The organism is Roseateles sp. 22389 (genome assembly GCF_052044995.1).
Classification (GTDB): Bacteria; Pseudomonadota; Gammaproteobacteria; order Burkholderiales; family Burkholderiaceae_C; genus Roseateles.
In genome coordinates, this window is sequence record NZ_JBQEOF010000004.1 from 189,699 (window position 1) to 206,452 (window position 16,754).

The window sequence follows — 16,754 nt, forward strand, 5'->3', positions numbered from 1 at the left end:
CCCGGCGGCGCATCGGCGCGATCGCGGGACGCGATGCGGCGACGGATGCCGGAACGACGGCGGCCCAGGCGAACGGCACGGACAGCCGGAGGAGGCCCCGGCCGTTCGCGCTTCCCGGTGGTGACCCACCTCGGGCGACGCCTGCGCGGTGAAGGAATCATCACCGGTCAGGGCGCCCTGATCGCCAGTTGCGCGAAGCGTGCAGTGTAGCCGCACCGGAGCGGGGCACGGCGCGGGTCGTGACATTGTTCCTGGCTGGAGGCACGCCGACGCGCCAATGAAAAAACGGGTTCCGAGGAACCCGTTCGTTCGAGGCGCGGTGGCTGGGTCAGCGCATCACGGCGGTCATCGCGACCTGCTCGCCGCCGGTGGCCGGCGCCGAGGCCGGCTCGCGGATCGGACGCGGGGCGGACGGGCTGACGTTGCGGCCCTGGACCACCGCCTTGAGCAGGTCCTGCTCGGCCAGCACGCGGGCGGCGTAGCCGGTGTCGTCGGGCAGGTTGGTGGCGCCGACGTAACGACGCAGGCCTTCCTCAAGGCTGCCGGCGCGCTGGATGCATTCCTTGAGCACCTGCACGCCGACGCGCAGGTTGGTGATCGGGTCGAACGCGGCCAGGTTGCCGCCGAAGGCCTCGTACTTGTCGTCGTGGACGCGCGTCATCACCTGCATCAGGCCCTGCGCGCCGACGGCGCTCTGGGCGAAGGGGTTGAAGCCCGATTCGATCGCCATGATCGACAGGATCAGCGTGGGATCGACGCGCGCGCGCTGGCCCACGTCCCAGGCTTCCTTGACCAGGCGGCTGACCGGCTCGGGCGCGACGCGGTAGCGGCGCGCCAGGTAGTTGGCGACCAGCGCCTGCTGGCGGGTCAGCTCCTTGGGGTCGACCGCGGTGGCGCGGGTGATCGCCTCGGGCTCGGCCATCAGCGCGAGCACGTCGCCGGAAGCCTCGACGCGCGCCTCGTGGCGGGCGTTGAGCCAGCCCAGCACCTGGCCTTCCAGTTGCTGGCGCAGGTCGGCCTGGCTGGCGAAGACCAGCCCGACGGCGACGACGGCGAAGCCCACCAGTGCGAGCGTGTTGTGGCTGACGACCAGCAAACCCTGGCCGATGTCCTTGATGAACAGCACCAGGGCGGCACGCGCCTGGCGGGGGAGGGATAGCAGGTCCGAACGCGCTGTCATGCGACTCCTTTCTCCGACCACGCCCGGTGTGTGCGGGACGAGTCGCAGATCGCGTTCACTCGTCCGACGCACCCTTGGGGGTGGCGATAATGGGCCGGTTCGGGCGTTGTCGGCGGCTCGGAGGGCTCTCAGAGGGCTCCGGGCGCTTGGCGCGACAGACGGGCGATCCAGCGTCCATTGGCAGCGGACCGGTTTCGCCGTCCCAAGGCGAAGACCGGGATAACCCTGGGGGCCAGGGCAGGGCGCGATTCTATGGATCAACAATAACCCGTCAATAGTATGGGCCTTGTTCATCAAAACTTTTGGTTATGAAGTACCGAGATCTGCGTGATTTTGTGGGCGCTTTGGAAGGCATGGGGGAACTGCGTCGGGTGACCGATCCGGTGTCGCCGGTGCTGGAGATGACGGCCCTCAGCGACCTGGTGCTGAGGGCGGAAGGGCCGGCCTTGTTGTTCGAGCGGCCCACCGGCCATCGCACGCCGGTGCTGGCCAACCTGTTCGGCACGCCGCGCCGGGTGGCGCTGGGCATGGGCGCGGAGTCGACCACCCAATTGAGGGAGGTCGGCCAGTTGCTGGCGACGCTCAAGGAGCCGGAACCGCCGCGCGGCATGCGCGACCTGGGCAAGCTGGCGCAGATGGGCAAGGCGCTGTGGGACATGAAGCCGGCGCTGGTCAAGCGGCCGGTCTGCCAGGAACAGGTGGTCGAGGGCGCGGACGTCGACCTCAAGCAGCTGCCCATCCAGACCTGCTGGCCAGGCGACGTCGGCCCACTGCTGACCTGGGGGCTGGTGGTGACGCGCGGACCGCAGCGGATCGCCAACCCCCGGCTGCGCCAGAACCTGGGTATCTATAGACAGCAGTTGATCGGCCGGCGGCAGCTGATCATGCGCTGGCTGGCGCATCGCGGCGGCGCCCTTGATTTCCGCGACTTCGCGATCGCGAATCCGGGACAGCCTTTCCCGATCGCGGTGGCGCTGGGCGCGGACCCGGCGACGACGCTCGGGGCGGTGACGCCGGTGCCGGACACCCTGTCCGAATACCAGTTCGCCGGGCTGCTGCGCGGCTCGCGGACGGAGGTCGCCGACACGCAGGTCGGCGAGGCCGGCCGGATGCTGCAGGTGCCCGCGACGTCGGAGATCGTGCTGGAGGGGCACATCCCGCCGGCGGCGCCCGGCTTCACCGGCCACAGCGAGGACGGCATCCCGCTCAAGGAGAAGGGCGGCTACCTGCACGCGCTGGAGGGGCCCTACGGCGACCACACCGGCTATTACAACGAGCAGGACTGGTTCCCCGTGTTCGAGGTGAACCGCATCACCCAGCGCGACGGCGCGATCTACCACTCGACCTACACCGGCAAGCCGCCCGACGAGCCTGCGGTGCTGGGCGTGGCGCTGAACGAGGTGTTCGTTCCGATCCTGCAGAAGCAGTTCCCGGAGATCGTCGACTTCTACCTGCCGCCGGAGGGCTGCAGCTACCGGATGGCGGTGATCTCGATCAAGAAGGCGTACCCGGGCCATGCGAAGCGCTTGATGTTCGGCCTGTGGAGCTACCTGCGCCAGTTCATGTACACCAAGTTCATCGTGATCGTGGACGAGGACGTGGACATCCGCAGCTGGCAGGACGTGATCTGGGCGATCACGACCCGCATGGATCCGGTGCGGGACACGACGCTGGTCGAGGGCACGCCGATCGATTACCTGGACTTCGCCTCGCCGGTCAGCGGACTGGGCGGGAAGATGGGCCTGGACGCGACCAACAAATGGCCGGGCGAAACCAGTCGCGAGTGGGGGCGCGTCATCGAGATGCCGGCCGAGCACAAGGCCCGCGCGGCGGATCTCTATCAGCGTTTGTTCGGGGGCTAGGAATGTCCTGATTCCTAGGGGGCGCGGCTTGAATAGGCCGGATGGCCCACCTAAGGTTGTCAAGCCTTTCCGGCACTTCCTCTGGCGCAGTCTCTGCGCGCCAGGAGCCCTGCGGCAGATCGCCGCGGAGCCCCAAAGGCGGCTGGTCCGCCCACCCCCTCCCGTCCGGGATGCCCGGCGCGGAGGGGGTTTCTATTTGGGGTGGCTGCGGGATCCCGGCCCTGGCTCGGTGGATGGCCAAGTCAATGGCCGGCCAGGTAGCCCAGCCATTCGTAGCCCAGGTAGCGCGCGCGGGCGGTGCCGTCCTGCGACGGCAGCAGGTCGCGCCATTCGAACCCGGACAGCGCCAGGCCCATGGGCGCTGGCACCAGTTCGACCCCGGGCGGCAGTTCCTCCCGGAAGGCACGCAGCGCCCGGCGCATGTGGACGTCGTGCGTGACCAGCACGACGCGGCGCACGGGCTGGCCGCGGAGCAGCTCGGCGGTGTAGCGCGCGTTCTCGCGGGTGTCGGTGGCGCGATCCTCCTTCGCGGCGAGCTTGAAACCGAACTCCTGCGCCGCGGTGCGCTCGGCCAGCGCGGCCTCGGTCATGCGGTCCCCGGGCTCGTCGCGCGGCGTGCCGCCGGTGAAGATCAGCGGGATGCCGGTGCGGCGCGAGAGCCAGATGCCGTAGCGCAGCCGTTCGATCGACGCCGGCTTGAGCTGCGCGCTGCCGTACTCCGGCATCAGCCGGCGGGCGCCGCCGCCGAGCACGACGATGACGCTTTCCCGCGGCGGGATGTCCTGGAGCCGCTGGATCTGCACCGCCTGCTGCGGGCCGAGCAGGCGCTGCTGCAGCCACAGTGCGCCCAGTTCGGTGCTGCCGACCCAGACCGCGACCAGCCCGGCCGCGAAGAGCGCGCCCGACAACCACCGCCGGCGATGCCGCAGCCACCAGGCGAGCAGCAGCAGCGGAAAGGCGCCGGTGGGTGGCAGGAGGAAGGCAGCGACCGCGTGTATCAGGTCGTTCATCGGGAGCCGGGGATGGGTGTCAGGTGTTGAGGCCCGCCAGCATAATCAGCTTCCTTGACGATTCGACCGGTCCCTGCCGGCTGCGCCCGTGTTCTTCTCCGCTCTTCCCGTCTGGCCCCGGCGCGTCCTGCGCGCGCTCGTGGGCCTGGTGCTGTTCCTCGTGGCCCTGCTGCTGGTCGCGTGGGTGGCATTGCCGATGTGGATCGAACGGGCGGGCGTGCGGATCGCGACGGAGCAACTCGGCCGGACGGTGACGCTCGGCCGCGCGAGCTTCACGCCGTGGCGGCTGGCGCTGACGCTGGAGGACCTGAAGATCGCCGGCCCCGCGGCGCAGGCGCCGCCGCTGCTGGAGGTTCGTCGTGTCCGGGCGGCCCTGTCGCCGCGCTCGCTCTGGCACCTGGCGCCGGTGCTGTCTTCGCTGACGGTGGAGGCGCCGCGCGGACGCGTCGCGCTGCTGCCGGACGGCAAGACCGACCTGGACGACATCCTCGCCCGGCTGGCCGGGGCGCCGAAGACGCCGCCGTCGCCGGACGACGGCCCGGCCGAGGCGGCGCTCTACAACATCGAACTGACCGACGGCGAATTCCGCCTGGACGACCGGACCGCCGGCATGGTCCATGAGCTCAAGGCGCTGCACCTGGGCATCCCCTTCCTGTCGACGCTCGACGCGGATGTCGAGGTGCATGTGCAACCGCGCCTGTCCGGGCAGTTGAACGGCGTGGGATTCCAGAGCGAAGGCCAGGCGCAGCCGTTCGCGGACACCCGCAGCGCGAGCATGACCGTCAAGCTCGATGCGCTGGACCTGTCGGCCTATCGCGCCTACTGGCCCAAGTCGCTGCCGATGCGCCTGGCGCAGGGGCGGCTCGACACGCAGCTGACGCTCGACTTCAAGCAGCCGCCCGGGCAGGCGCCCGAAGTCAAGATCAGCGGCCGCACCGCGCTGCGCGACCTGTCGCTGCAGCGTGGCGCCGGCGACGGCGCCTGGGCGGACTGGCTGCGCTGGCAGGCGCTGACCGTCGACCTGGCCGACGTCCAGCCGCTGAAGCGGCAGGTGATGCTGGGCGCGGTCACCTTGAAACAGCCCGAGCTGCTGATGGGGCGGGACGCGCAAGGCCGGCTGTGGCTGCCGGACATGCCGGCGGCCCCGGAGCCGAAACCTCCGGCGCCCGCGCCGAAGCCGTTGGCGACCGCAGCGTCGGCCTCGGCGGCCGGTGCCTCGAGAACCGCCGCGGTGCCGTGGCGCGTCGGCGTCCAGCGCCTGGCGCTGGAGGGCGGCCGTGTCGGCTGGACCGATGAGACGCTGCGTCCGGCCGCCCGCTGGCGGGTGGACGCCCTGAGCGTGACCGGCAGCGGGCTGAACTGGCCGCTGGCGGCGAAGGCGGCGCCGGTCGAGATCTCTGCCACCCTGGGCGCCGACGGCGCGGCGTCGCCCGCGACGGTCGCCGGCAAGGGCCAGGTCGGCGCGGCCGGCATCGCGCTGGACTGGGCCGTGAAGGAACTGGCGCTGGACGGGCTCGCCCCTTACCTGAAGGCGGCGACGCCGCTGGCCGTGCGCGGCCGATTCGCGACGCAGGGCACCGTGCGCGCCGGTCCCGGGGGCGAGGACGTCAAGCTGTCGCTGAAGGGGTTGAGCCTGGACGGCGTGGAGATCGCTGACGGCAAGCAGCCGGTGCTGGCGCTCAAGCAACTGAGCCTGGACCAGGCGGAGCTGGCCCTGGACAGCCGCCGGCTCAGCGCCGGCAAGCTGGCGCTGGTGGCGCCGCAGGCGCATCTGGGGCGCGACAAGGCGGGCCGATGGAGTTGGGAGGCCTGGATGGGCCCGTCGGCGCCGTCCCAGGGCGCGGGTGCCGCGACGGCCTCGCGCCAGCGCGTGCCAGAAACGCGGGGCGACCGCCTGACGCTGGATGCGCCCGAGCACCGCGAGGTGGCAGCCGCGTCGGTCCCCGCGCCGTGGACGGCGCAGGTCGCCGAGGTCACCGTCGAGGGCGGCAGCGCGACGCTGCTGGACCTGGCCACGCACGTGCTCGACGACGAACCGGCCCGGCCGATCGGCCTGCAGGAGCTGGCGCTGAAGCTCTCCGGCCTCGAGTGGGACGGGCGGCAGTTGCGCAAGCCCATGCCGGTCCAGCTGAGCGCCACCCTGCGCCGGCCCGACGCCACGCGGCGCAACCAGCGCGAGGTCCCGAAGTTCCGCTGGGACGGCCAACTGGCGTTGGCGCCGCTGAAGCTGTCCGGCAAGCTCAGCGCCGAGCACCTGCCGCTGCACTGGGCCGATCCCTACCTCGATCCGTCGATCGGCATCCACCTGCAGCGGGCCGAGGGCTCGATGCGCGGCAGCTTCGAACTGGCCGAGACGCCCAAGGGGCCGTCGGTCACGGCTGGCGGCGACCTGCTGATCGCCGACCTGCGTCTGCGCCAGGCCCGGCTGCAGGACGGCCGGCGGCGCTCGGCCGAGGAACTGCTGAGCTGGCAGGGGCTGAAGCTGGGTGGTTTGCGCCTGGCGCTCGCGGCGGGCGGCACGCCGGACCTGAAGATCCAGCAGGCGGTGCTCGACGAGTTCTACGCCCGGCTGATCGTCAACGAGCAGGGGCGCCTCAACCTGCGCGACCTGAACCAGACCGAGCAGGGGCAGGCGGTGGCCGCCGTGGCCGGCACGGCGGCGGCCTCGGCCCCGGTGGCGGCGACCGTGGCGCAGGCCACCTCGGCGCCCGCGCCGGCGACCGGCGCCTCGTCCGCCGCCGGGCAGCCGCCGCTGCGGCTCAGCATCGCCGAGACCCGGCTCAACGGCGGCAAGGTCGATTTCAACGACCGGTTCATCAAGCCCAACTACAGCGCCAACCTCAGCGAACTGACCGGCACGCTGGGCGCGTTCTCGGCGGGCTCGGCGGAGATGGCGCCGCTGCAGCTCAAGGGCAAGGTCGAGGGCACCGGGCTGCTGGACATCAGCGGCCGCCTGAACCCGAGCGGGGCGCCGCTGGCGCTGGACATCACCGCCAGCGCCACCGACATCGAGCTCGCGCCGCTGTCGCCCTATGCCGGCAAGTACGCCGGTTATGCGATCGAGCGCGGCAAGCTCTCGACGCGCGTGCATTACGAGATCGAGCCGGGCGGCCGGCTGCAGGCCGACAACAAGATCGTGCTCAACCAGCTGACCTTCGGCGACCGCATCGACAGCCCGACCGCGACCAAGCTGCCGGTCAAGCTGGCGGTGGCGCTGCTCAAGGACCGGGACGGCGTGATCGACGTCAACCTGCCGGTCAGCGGCTCGCTCAACGATCCGGAGTTCAGCGTCGGCGGGCTGGTCGTCAAGCTCATCGTCAACCTGCTGACCAAGGCGCTGATGTCGCCGTTCTCGCTGCTGTCCGGCGGCGGTGGGGCGGAGATGAGCCAGCTCGAATTCCAGCCCGGCACGGCCGCGCTGCAGCCGGACGCGGCGAAGAAGCTCGAGCCTCTGACCCGGGTGCTGGCGGACCGCCCGGCGCTGCAGCTGAGCATCACCGGCTGGGTGGATCCGGCCGGCGAGCGCCGCGCGGCCCAGGCGGCGCGGCTCGAGGACGCGCTGCTCGCGGAGCGGCGTCGCGAATTGCGGCGGGCGGCGGTGACACAGGCAGCGGGCCCGGCGCCGGCGGCTTCCGCCGCGACCGACGCGCCGGTGACGCTGGACGAAACCCAGCGCGCGCGCCTGCTCAAGGTCGTCTACGACAACGCCAAGCTGCCCAACAAGCCGCGGAACTTCGTCGGCCTGACCAAGGACATCCCGGCCGAGCAGATGCGCGAGCTGCTGATGGACAGCTACACCGTTACCGACGAGCAGCTGCGGGAGCTGGCGCTGCAGCGGGCGGTCGCGGTGCGGGATGCGCTGATCGAGCGCGGCGTGCCGAACGCGCGCATGTTCCTGGCCTCGCCGAAGCTGCACGCGAAGGACGACGAGCGCGGCGCCGACAAGGACAAGCCCTGGCAGCCGCGCGTGGATCTGGCGCTCAGCGCACAGTGAGCGGGCGTCGCTCGCCTATGCTGGCGGGCTTGATTTCCGGGGCGCGCGCCCGATCTGAATCCGCCTGTCGCGGGACGACTTCCCGCCAGCCTTGAGGACCTGCCATGACGACCACTCCGAATCCCGTTTCCCTGCCGGCCGGCGAGGACCTGATCACCCTCGGAGGCGGCTGCTTCTGGTGTACCGAGGCGGTGTTCCTGCGCGTCAAGGGCGTGCTGGGCGTCGAGTCCGGCTACACCAACGGCCAGGTGACGCAGCCCAACTATGAGCAGGTCTGCTCCGGCAACACCGGTCATGCCGAGGTCGTGCGGGTGCGTTTCGACACCCGCGTCGTCAACCTCGAGGACCTGCTGCAAGTGTTCTTCACCATCCACGACCCGACGACGCTGAACCGCCAGGGCGCGGACGTCGGCACGCAGTACCGCTCCGGCATCTACTACACGCGGCCCGAGCAGCTCGGCGTGATCCGGCAGGTGCTGGACGAGGCGCAGCGCGCCCATGGCGGCAAGGTCGTCACCGAGGTCCAGCCCGAGCAGAACTACTGGCCCGCCGAGGCCTATCACCAGGACTACTTCGCCAATCACCCGGAGCAGGGCTACTGCGCGTTCGTCGTCGCGCCCAAGGTCGACAAGTTCGCGAAGAAGTTCAAGGAGCTGCTGAAGGACGAGGCGGCCGGCTGATGGCGTCGACGGACGCCGCCGCGCTGATCGCGAGCCACGGGCTGCGCTTCCGCTACGGGGCGTCCGCCGCGGCCGACCTGCACTTTCCCGACTTCGAGTTGCCGCGCGGCGCTCACCTGCTGCTGCGCGGCGCGTCGGGCAGCGGCAAGAGCACGCTGCTCGCCTTGATGGCCGGACTGCTGACGCCGACGGCGGGACGCCTGGCGATGGACGGGGTGGAGGTCGGCGCGCTCGCGCCGGCCGCGCGGGACGCCTGGCGCGGCACCCATCTGGGCTTCGTGCCGCAGCGCCTGCACCTGAGCGCATCGCTGAGCGTGCGCGACAACCTCGCGCTGCCTTACGTCGCCGCCGGGCTCAAGCCGGACGAGGCCCGGATCGCGGCGCTGCTGGCCGAGCTGGGCATCGCGCCACTGCTGGACCGACGTCCGCATGCGCTCAGCCAGGGCCAGGCGCAGCGCGTGGCATTGGCGCGGGCGTTGCTGCGGGCACCGCGTTTCGTGCTCGCCGACGAGCCCACCGCCAACCTCGACGACGAGGCCTGCAACGCCACGCTGGCGCTGCTGCGTCGCGTGGCGGCGGAACACGGCGCCAGCCTGGTGATCGCCTCGCATGACGCCCGGATCGAGGCCGCCTGGAGCGAGTGGCCGGCGCTGCAACGGTTGAGGCTCACGCGCATGGGCGCGACGATGCCGCCGCCGACGTCGTGCGCCACCCCATGAGCCGGTCCCCGCTGAGCCTGCCGCGCCTGGCGTGGCGATACCTCTGGGCGCGCCCGATGCTGACGGCGCTCAACCTGATGCTGCTGAGCCTGGGCCTGGCCGCGATCGGTTTCGTCGTGCTGGTCAGCGAGCAGCTGGAGCAAGGCCTTCGGCGCGATCTCGGCGGCATCGACCTGGTCGTCGGTGCCAAGGGCAGTCCGATGCAGATCCTGCTGGCGGGTGTGTTCCACCTGGACCAGTCGACGGGCAACATCCCGCTGGCCACTGTCTCGCAGTTGAAGGCGCAACCGCTGGTGGCGCAGGCGGTGCCGATCTCGCTGGGCGACAGCTTCCGCGGCCATCGCATCGTCGGTACCACCGCGGACTACCTGGCGCTCTACCAGTTGGAGCTCGCGCAGGGCCGGCGCTGGACCGGGCCCATGCAGGCGGTGCTGGGCGCCGAGGCGGCGCGCCAGTCCGGGCTGAAGCCGGGCGACCGGTTCCACGGCACGCACGGCCTGGCCGGTGGCGGCGAGGAACACGAGCAGCCCTATGAAGTGACCGGCGTCCTGGCCCCGACGGGCGGTGTGGTCGACCGGCTGGTGCTGACGGACCTGGCCTCGGTCTGGGAGGCCCATGCGGCGCATGGCCACGCGGTGAAGTCGGCCCACGACTCGAAGGGTAGGGGCCACGACGACCGCGCCAGCGACCGCGACCACGCCAGCGACCGCGCGGAGGATCACGACCACGCCGCGGACCACGAGCACGAGCACGAGCACGAGCACACCGGGGGCCATGCGGACGCCGCGCTCGAGGTCAGCATGGTGCTGGTGCGCTACCGCAGTCCGCTGGCCGCGGTGATGCTGCCGCGCTGGGTCAACGCGCAGGCGGGGCTGCAGGCCTCGGTGCCGGCGCTGGAGACCGCGCGGCTGCTGAGCATGGTCGGGGTGGGCGTGGACGTGCTGCGGAGCTTCGGCGGCGTGCTGCTGCTGGCGGCGGCGCTGTCGGTGCTGGTGGCGCTGCTGCACGCGGTGCGCGAGCGCCAGGGCGACCTCGCGATGCTGCGGATGCTCGGTGCGACGCCGGCGCGGGTCGCCGGCCTGATCGCGCTGGAGGCGCTGATGCTGGCGTCCCTCGCGACGCTGCTGGCGCTCGGACTCGCCCATGGCTTCGCGGCCGTGCTCGGCGCGGTGCTCGCGCAGCAGCAGTCGGTGCGGATCTCCGGCGCCTGGGTCTCGGCCTGGGAGGCGCTGGTACCGGCGCTCGCGCTGGGCCTGGCGCTGATCGCGGCGGCCTGGCCGGCCTGGCGCGGTTACCGGCTCGACGTGACGGAGCTGCTGCAGACGCCGCGTTGACCGACGGACCGCAAGCGGCGGGCAGTGGGGCGAGCGCTGCGCCCCCACGCGATCGGCTCGGCGCAGCGCGTCGCGAATCGGCGAGGCGAGTAGAGGGGGCCAGGCGAGGCACAATGTCGCGTTTCACGCGGCGCCGACGCCGCGTTCACGCCGACGCCCCGACGCCCCGACGCCCGATGTCCTCACGAACCGTCATCGCCATCGCCATGCCGCGCCTTCCGGCAAGCGCGCTCGCCTGCGTGGCGATCGGCATGGCGGCGGCCACCTTCGTCGCCGCCGATCCCGCCCAGGCCCAGGCGTCCTCGCCGGGCACCGCGATCCCGATGGGCTCGGGCCCCGGCTACCACGATCCCCGCAGCCCCTTCAAGCCGCTGCAGGAAGTTGAGGGCGTCGTCAGCTGGAAGCTGCTGTCCTCGGTCACGGTCAAGGCCGACAAGAGCAAGGTCATCCCGACCTTTCCCTCCGGCGTGCTCGCGCTGGACAAGCGCACCGTGAAGATCCAGGGCTTCATGATGCCGCTCGAGCCGGGCGACAAGCAGAGCCACTTCCTGCTGTCGTCGGTGCCGACGAGCTGCTCCTTCTGCGTGCCCGCCGGCCCCGAAGGCCTGGTGGAAGTGCGCAGCAAGACGCCGGTGCGCTACACGCTGGAGGTCGTGACCGTCGAAGGCCAGATGGCGGTCGTCAACGACGACCCCTACGGCATGTTCTACCGCGTCACGCAGGCCGTGCCCGCGGCGCGCTGAACGCGCCCACGACGGACCCCATGCCGATGCATCGCCCCACCGCGACCCTCCGGACCCGCCAGCAGCGCTGGTGGATCTGGCTGTGCGTGGCGGCGGTGCTCGGCTTCCAGGCGCTCGGCCTGGTGCACCGCAGCCTGCACGGGGCGGCCGGCCATCCCTCGCGCATCGCCATCGCGATCGCGCAGGCGGCGGGCGAGGACACGCCCGCGCCCAGCTTCGGCCATGCGGCCGGCACGCCGGACTGCCAGTTGCTCGACCAGCTCAGCCATGCGCTGGGGCCGGTCGCCCAGGCCTTCGCCTGGACCGCACCGTCGCCGGACCTCCCGGTCGAAGTGGACGCGCCGCATGACGCGGCGCTGGCCCAGCTGTGGCGCAAGGGCGCGCGCGGTCCGCCGCGCGCCTGACACCTCCGTCGATCTTTCCCGCGTCCTTTCAGCGTCGCTTCGGCGTCGTTCCTCGACGTTCTTGCGCCGCTTTGCGCCGTGCTCGCGCCGTTCCGCGCTGCGCGCCACGCCCCCTCGACGGGGCCGTGCGCCGCACGCCGGCGCGCCCGGCCTTCGCCTCGGCGCTGGCGTTCGCGCCCGCGGGATCCCCACCAGCATCTGATCGCGCCGCGGTGCTCGACCGCCGGCGCTCGAGAGTGTCCTCATGGCCAACAAGCTCCGTTTCCCGTTCCTCCTGTCTCCCATTTCCCTGGCCCTCGCGCTGGGCGCCGGCACCGCCTGGGCCCAGCAGGCCCCCGTCGCGTCGACCGCCGATGCCGCCGCTCCCACAGGTGACGCCGCCAACGCCGACACCGCCGCCGGCGGCGCGGCTCGCGCGCACAAGCACAAGCTCGACGTCGTCGTCGTGACCGGCAACCCGCTGAGCCAGCGCGAGCTCGCCGCGCCGGTGCAGGCGCTGAGCGGCGACGCGCTGACCCTCAAGCGCGGCGCGAGCCTGGGCGACACGCTGGACGGCCTGGCCGGCGTGGGCTCGACCTACTTCGGTCCCAACAGCAACCGCCCGACGATGCGGGGCCTGGACGGTGACCGCGTCCGCATGCTGAGCAACTCCGGCGCCTCGGTCGACGCCTCCAGCCTGAGCTTCGACCATGCGCTGCCGGTCGATCCCCTGGTGCTGACGCGGGTCGAGGTGCTGCGCGGCGCGGCGGCGCTGCAGTACGGCGGCAACGCGATCGGCGGCGTCGTCAACGCGATCGACAATCGCATCCCGCGCCTGGCCCAGCCGGGCCTGAACGGCGTGGCCGAGCTGCGCCTGGGCGGCGCGTCCGATGAGCGCGGCGGGGCAGTGGTGCTCGACGGCGGCAGCAACGCGTTCGCCTGGCACGTCGATGCCGCCGACCGTCGCGCCGACGACCAGCGCGTGCCGCGCTTCACCAGCGAAGACGGCACCAGCACGCGGGTGCGCAACTCCGACGCCCACGGCCGCAGCGGCGCGGTGGGCGGCTCGCTGCTGTTCTCGCAGGGCTATGCCGGCGTGTCGGTCGAGGACTACCACAACGAATACGGCGTGACCGTCGAGCCCGACGTGCGCATCCAGATGCAACGCCAGCGCCTGGCCACCGCCGGCGAGTGGCGCGATCCGCTGCCGGGCCTGGCTCGCGTGACCTGGCAGTTCGCGAGCAGCCGCTACAAGCATCAGGAAGTGGAGGGCAGTGGCGAGATCGGCACCGTCTTCGAATCCGACGGCAAGGACAGCCGCGTCGAGGCCACGCATGCGGCCTTCCAGGGCGGCTGGGGCTCGGTGCAGGGCGTGCTGGGCTGGCAGTGGGACCAGAGCGACTTCTCCGCGCTCGGCGAGGAGGCGCTGGTGCCCGGCACCAAGACGCGGAGCAACGCGCTGTTCCTGATCGAGCAGTTCAAGTCCGGCCCGTGGAGCCTGCAGGCGGGCGCGCGCGCCGAGCGCGTCAGCGTGGCTTCGACCGGCGGTGACGAGGAGCGCTTCGGCGATCCCGTGACGCGCCGCTTCAGCCCGAAGAGCCTGTCGCTGAGCGGCGCCTATGAGCTGGGGCAGGGCTTCAGCCTGTCGAGCAACCTGAGCAGCAGCCAGCGCGCGCCGACCTTCTATGAGCTCTTCGCCAACGGCGTGCACGTGGCCTCGGGCGCGTTCGAGGTCGGCGACGTCAACCTCGGGCTGGAGCGCGCGAAGGCGGTCGACCTGGGGCTGCACTGGAAGCAGGGCGAGGCCAAATGGAGTCTGCAGGTCTACCAGACGCGCTTCTCGAACTACATCGCGCTGGACGCGAGCGGGCGCAGCGTCGAGCTGGTCGGGGAGGACGGCGGCACCGAGACCGTGCCCGAATACCTGTACCGCGGCGTGCGGGCGCGGATGCATGGCATCGAGCTCGAAGGCCGCCAGCCGCTGCCGGCGGTGGCCGGCTGGGGCCTGACGCTGGGCACGACGCTGGACCTGGTGCGCGGCACCAACCGCGATACCGGCGAGCCGCTGCCGCGCCTGGCACCAGTGCGCGCCAGCCTGTCGATCCAGGCGGAGCGCGGCCCGTGGCTGATCCAGGCGGAATTGCGCGGCGCCAGGCGCCAGGACCGCGTGCCGGCGCTGGACACGCCCACGGCCGGTTACGGGATCCTGCGCTTGAACATCGCGCGCCACTTCGACATCGGCAACCTGGACGCGATGTGGTACCTGAAGCTGGACAACCTGGCCAACAAGCTGGCCTACAACGCCGGCAGCGTGCAGACCATCCGCGAGCTGACGCCGCTGCCGGGGCGCAGCGTGTTCGCGGGGTTGCAGGTCAAGTTCTGACGCGGGCGCCGACCCTCACCCCCACCCTCTCCCGCAAGCGGGAGAGGGAGCTTCACCGGCGCGCTTCGCACTTCCTCCCACTTGTGGGGAAGGTGGGCCATCGTTGCGCACTCCCTCTCCCGCTTGCGGGAGAGGGCAGGGGTGAGGGCCAGCGGACGTGGAAGGAGAGGATCAGGGCGCCAGTCGCTCCCGGACCCAGATGCCGTCCTCGAGCCGATACACGAGCCGGTCATGCAACCGTGACTTGCGCCCCTGCCAGAACTCCCAGCGCTCGGGCACCAGCCGGTACCCGCCCCAGTGCGGCGGTCGCGCCGGATTCAGCCCATGCTGAGCCGCGGCCTTCGCCGCGTTGGCGACCAGCACCGCGCGCGACGAGATCACCTGGCTCTGCGGCGACGCCCAGGCGCCCAGCCGCGAGTCCAGCGGCCGCGACGCGAAGTAGGCATCCGACTGCGCGGCCTCGACCTTCTCGACCCGTCCTTCGATGCGCACCACCCGCTCCATCTCGACCCAATGGAACTGCAGCGCCGCGAACGGATGCGCCGCCAGCTCGCGACCCTTGCGGCTGTCGTAGTTGGTGTACCAGACCAGCCCGCGCTCCTCGATGTCCTTGATGAGCACGATCCGGGTGGACGGCCGGCCGTCCGGGCCCACCGTGGCCAGGGTCATCGCATTGGGTTCGGGGATGCCGGCGTCCAGCGCCTGCTGGAGCCATTCGCGGAACTGGCGCAGCGGTTCGGGCGAGGCCAGTTGCTCGTCGAGCTCGTCACGCTCGTAGCTCTTTCGAAGGTCGGAGAGTTTGTCCATCCTTTGGAGTATCGGGCGAATCCTTAAGTAAAGCTCCCACTCGTGAAACTCCGGGTGCGAGCCCCATCTTCCGGCAGGCATGCTTCCCGGCATGGAGCCGTGCCACAGAGCGGCGGCCGGGGGGACTCGGGACCAAACCAGAAGGAAGTTTGCATGAATCAGCGACGACCCGCCGTCGTCGTGCTCGCGGCAGGGCGCGGCCAGCGCTTTCGCGGCGAGGGCCACAAGCTGGAACAGGTCTTGAACGGGGACACCGTGCTGGCGCTGACGCTGCGCCAGACGATGGCTTCCGGCCTGCCGATGCTCGTGGTGACCTCGACCGCGTTGGCGCCTTTGGTCCGACGCCATGTGGCCTCGCGCGACATGCTGGTGCTGCCCGACCAGGACCGCCTGGGACGTCCGGCGCCGCTGGGCATGGGCCATTCGATCGCGGCGGGTGTCGCCGCGACCGGGGACGCGCCGGGCTGGCTGATCCTGCCGGCCGACATGCCGATGGTGCGACCCGGCACCCTGGCCGCGGTGGCCGATGCGATCGAACGCGATCCGATCGCCTACGCCCAGCACCGCGGGCGCCGGGGGCATCCGGTGGGCTTCAACGCCGAACTCTTCTCCGAACTCACCAGCCTGCAGGGCGATGAGGGCGCGCGCCGCCTGCTGGCGCGTTATCCGGCGCAGGCCGTGGACGTCGACGATCCGGGCGTGCTGATCGACGTTGATACCGTCGAGGACCTGCAGCGGCTCAAGGTGGATCCGTCGATGCCGCGCCCGAGCGACCTGGGCATGCGCAGCTTCGGCGGCTGAAACGGGCCGAGGCCGGCTCCGGCTCAGACCTGCCGGCTCGCGGTGGCGAGCCGCGGCTCAAGCCGACGCTCAAGCCGACGCGGCCGGTTGCCTCACAACCCGTGCGCGCGAGCCAGCGCCAGTTGGCGCTCCAGCGCGCGGTCGTGGATGCCGTGCTCCCGTAGGCAGGTCACGGCGCGCGTCAGGTAATCCAAGGTCGTGCCATAGCGCCCGCGCGCGTGGCGCAGGATGTGCAGCAATCGGTCGTCGGCGAGGTCACCCACCCAGCCCGGACTGCGCCGCGACAGCGTGAAGGCCAGCGCCTTGCGCGTGCCCAGGCCATCGGCGCAATGGCAGTCCAGCCACCGCGGCACGTAGGTGCCGACCACCATCTCCCGCAACCACAGACGATGCAGCGTGGCCTCGCTGTCCTGCGGCGCCACGCGGTAAAGCAAACCCCGGCAACTGCCACCCGACAACAACGTCATCACCAGCCCCGGCTGCTCCGCGCTGCCCCGGTTCACCAGCGAACGCAGGCGCAGCGCGCGGTGATAACCCTGGACCTTCGCCACCAGCGTCTGCGCGGGCTCGAAACCAGGGTTCCACATCAGCGAGCCATAGGCGAACATCATCAGGCCGTGCTCGCGGTCCCATTGACGCTCCGCCACTTGCAGCAGCGCTTGACTGTGGGCAGGAAGGTCTTCGAGCCGGGCTTCGGCCAAAGGGTCGTGAATCATGGGGGAATGCTGCCATAGGGGGGTACTCCCACTGCAACCGGCGGTGCGTTGGCCGCGAGGGCATGGGGCCTTGGCGGCCAGCGCCAAAACCCCATGCCCTCCCGTCCCGGCAGCAGGGCTGACTGCAACGAAGCGGTGGCAG

Annotated in this window: 13 protein-coding genes and 1 riboswitch; of the genes, 9 read left to right on the forward strand and 4 right to left on the reverse strand. The window is 71.5% G+C overall.

Features of this window, described 5'->3' with window-relative positions:
- Positions 1 to 55 precede the first annotated feature (55 nt).
- A riboswitch (ZMP/ZTP riboswitch) is annotated at positions 56 to 202 on the reverse strand.
- Between the two features lie 126 nt (positions 203 to 328).
- On the reverse strand, positions 329 to 1,180 hold the full coding sequence (locus tag ACTJKJ_RS07705) for a lytic transglycosylase domain-containing protein (RefSeq protein ID WP_091724385.1): 852 nt from the start codon (positions 1,178 to 1,180) through the stop codon (positions 329 to 331).
- Positions 1,181 to 1,488: 308 nt separating this feature from the next.
- Between ACTJKJ_RS07705 and ACTJKJ_RS07710 the strand changes: the two genes are divergently transcribed.
- Positions 1,489 to 3,042: a UbiD family decarboxylase domain-containing protein gene (locus ACTJKJ_RS07710; RefSeq protein WP_440820052.1), complete on the forward strand. Its 1,554-nt coding sequence runs from the start codon at positions 1,489 to 1,491 to the stop codon at positions 3,040 to 3,042.
- 242 nt (positions 3,043 to 3,284) lie between these two features.
- On the opposite strand, the gene ACTJKJ_RS07715 is transcribed toward ACTJKJ_RS07710, so the two are convergent.
- Positions 3,285 to 4,052, reverse strand: coding sequence for a YdcF family protein (locus ACTJKJ_RS07715; RefSeq protein WP_440820053.1), 768 nt, complete (start codon positions 4,050 to 4,052; stop codon positions 3,285 to 3,287).
- Positions 4,053 to 4,140: 88 nt separating this feature from the next.
- On the opposite strand from ACTJKJ_RS07715, the gene ACTJKJ_RS07720 reads away from it, so the two are divergent.
- The 7 genes from ACTJKJ_RS07720 (at position 4,141) to ACTJKJ_RS07750 (ending at position 14,288) form a co-directional block, all read left to right on the forward strand.
- Positions 4,141 to 8,046 (forward strand): DUF748 domain-containing protein, encoded by a 3,906-nt coding sequence (locus ACTJKJ_RS07720; RefSeq protein WP_440820054.1) that lies wholly within the window; start codon positions 4,141 to 4,143, stop codon positions 8,044 to 8,046.
- A gap of 104 nt (positions 8,047 to 8,150) precedes the next feature.
- Positions 8,151 to 8,726: a peptide-methionine (S)-S-oxide reductase MsrA gene (gene msrA, locus ACTJKJ_RS07725; protein ID WP_440820055.1), complete on the forward strand. Its 576-nt coding sequence runs from the start codon at positions 8,151 to 8,153 to the stop codon at positions 8,724 to 8,726.
- The gene (locus ACTJKJ_RS07730) at positions 8,726 to 9,445 is read left to right on the forward strand and encodes an ABC transporter ATP-binding protein (protein WP_440820056.1); all 720 of its coding nucleotides are present in this window, start codon (positions 8,726 to 8,728) and stop codon (positions 9,443 to 9,445) included. The genes msrA and ACTJKJ_RS07730 overlap by 1 nt, the downstream gene beginning before the upstream one ends.
- Positions 9,442 to 10,779 carry an ABC transporter permease gene (locus tag ACTJKJ_RS07735; RefSeq protein ID WP_440820057.1) on the forward strand — a complete coding sequence of 446 codons (1,338 nt, stop codon included), beginning with the start codon at positions 9,442 to 9,444 and terminating at the stop codon, positions 10,777 to 10,779. The genes ACTJKJ_RS07730 and ACTJKJ_RS07735 overlap by 4 nt, the downstream gene beginning before the upstream one ends.
- A 176-nt stretch (positions 10,780 to 10,955) precedes the next feature.
- A complete protein-coding gene (locus ACTJKJ_RS07740; RefSeq protein ID WP_440820058.1) occupies positions 10,956 to 11,522 on the forward strand; it encodes a DUF3299 domain-containing protein in 567 nt (188 codons plus the stop codon).
- A gap of 20 nt (positions 11,523 to 11,542) precedes the next feature.
- Positions 11,543 to 11,926, forward strand: a complete 384-nt coding sequence (locus tag ACTJKJ_RS07745; RefSeq protein ID WP_440820059.1) for a hypothetical protein — start codon at positions 11,543 to 11,545, stop codon at positions 11,924 to 11,926.
- A gap of 244 nt (positions 11,927 to 12,170) precedes the next feature.
- The gene (locus ACTJKJ_RS07750) at positions 12,171 to 14,288 is read left to right on the forward strand and encodes a TonB-dependent receptor (protein WP_440820060.1); all 2,118 of its coding nucleotides are present in this window, start codon (positions 12,171 to 12,173) and stop codon (positions 14,286 to 14,288) included.
- Positions 14,289 to 14,459: 171 nt separating this feature from the next.
- On the opposite strand, the gene pdxH is transcribed toward ACTJKJ_RS07750, so the two are convergent.
- The gene (gene pdxH, locus ACTJKJ_RS07755; protein WP_091724393.1) at positions 14,460 to 15,095 is read right to left on the reverse strand and encodes a pyridoxamine 5'-phosphate oxidase; all 636 of its coding nucleotides are present in this window, start codon (positions 15,093 to 15,095) and stop codon (positions 14,460 to 14,462) included.
- A 153-nt stretch (positions 15,096 to 15,248) separates the two neighbouring features.
- On the opposite strand from pdxH, the gene ACTJKJ_RS07760 reads away from it, so the two are divergent.
- Positions 15,249 to 15,896, forward strand: a complete 648-nt coding sequence (locus ACTJKJ_RS07760; RefSeq protein ID WP_091724394.1) for a nucleotidyltransferase family protein — start codon at positions 15,249 to 15,251, stop codon at positions 15,894 to 15,896.
- Positions 15,897 to 15,988: 92 nt separating this feature from the next.
- On the opposite strand, the gene ACTJKJ_RS07765 is transcribed toward ACTJKJ_RS07760, so the two are convergent.
- Positions 15,989 to 16,612 (reverse strand): gamma-glutamylcyclotransferase, encoded by a 624-nt coding sequence (locus ACTJKJ_RS07765; protein WP_183491327.1) that lies wholly within the window; start codon positions 16,610 to 16,612, stop codon positions 15,989 to 15,991.
- Positions 16,613 to 16,754 lie beyond the last annotated feature (142 nt).

Excerpts from the sequence above, each read along its gene's own strand:
- ACTJKJ_RS07765 (WP_183491327.1), bottom strand. The coding sequence starts at position 16,612 with ATGATTCACGACCCTTTGGCCGAAGCCCGGCTCGAAGACCTTCCTGCC.
- ACTJKJ_RS07745 (WP_440820059.1), top strand. The coding sequence starts at position 11,543 with ATGCCGATGCATCGCCCCACCGCGACCCTCCGGACCCGCCAGCAGCGC.
- ACTJKJ_RS07735 (WP_440820057.1), top strand. The coding sequence starts at position 9,442 with ATGAGCCGGTCCCCGCTGAGCCTGCCGCGCCTGGCGTGGCGATACCTC.
- ACTJKJ_RS07750 (WP_440820060.1), top strand. The coding sequence starts at position 12,171 with ATGGCCAACAAGCTCCGTTTCCCGTTCCTCCTGTCTCCCATTTCCCTG.
- pdxH (WP_091724393.1), bottom strand. The coding sequence starts at position 15,095 with ATGGACAAACTCTCCGACCTTCGAAAGAGCTACGAGCGTGACGAGCTC.
- ACTJKJ_RS07760 (WP_091724394.1), top strand. The coding sequence starts at position 15,249 with ATGAATCAGCGACGACCCGCCGTCGTCGTGCTCGCGGCAGGGCGCGGC.
- ACTJKJ_RS07715 (WP_440820053.1), bottom strand. The coding sequence starts at position 4,052 with ATGAACGACCTGATACACGCGGTCGCTGCCTTCCTCCTGCCACCCACC.
- ACTJKJ_RS07730 (WP_440820056.1), top strand. The coding sequence starts at position 8,726 with ATGGCGTCGACGGACGCCGCCGCGCTGATCGCGAGCCACGGGCTGCGC.
- ACTJKJ_RS07710 (WP_440820052.1), top strand. The coding sequence starts at position 1,489 with ATGAAGTACCGAGATCTGCGTGATTTTGTGGGCGCTTTGGAAGGCATG.
- msrA (WP_440820055.1), top strand. The coding sequence starts at position 8,151 with ATGACGACCACTCCGAATCCCGTTTCCCTGCCGGCCGGCGAGGACCTG.
- ACTJKJ_RS07705 (WP_091724385.1), bottom strand. The coding sequence starts at position 1,180 with ATGACAGCGCGTTCGGACCTGCTATCCCTCCCCCGCCAGGCGCGTGCC.
- ACTJKJ_RS07740 (WP_440820058.1), top strand. The coding sequence starts at position 10,956 with ATGTCCTCACGAACCGTCATCGCCATCGCCATGCCGCGCCTTCCGGCA.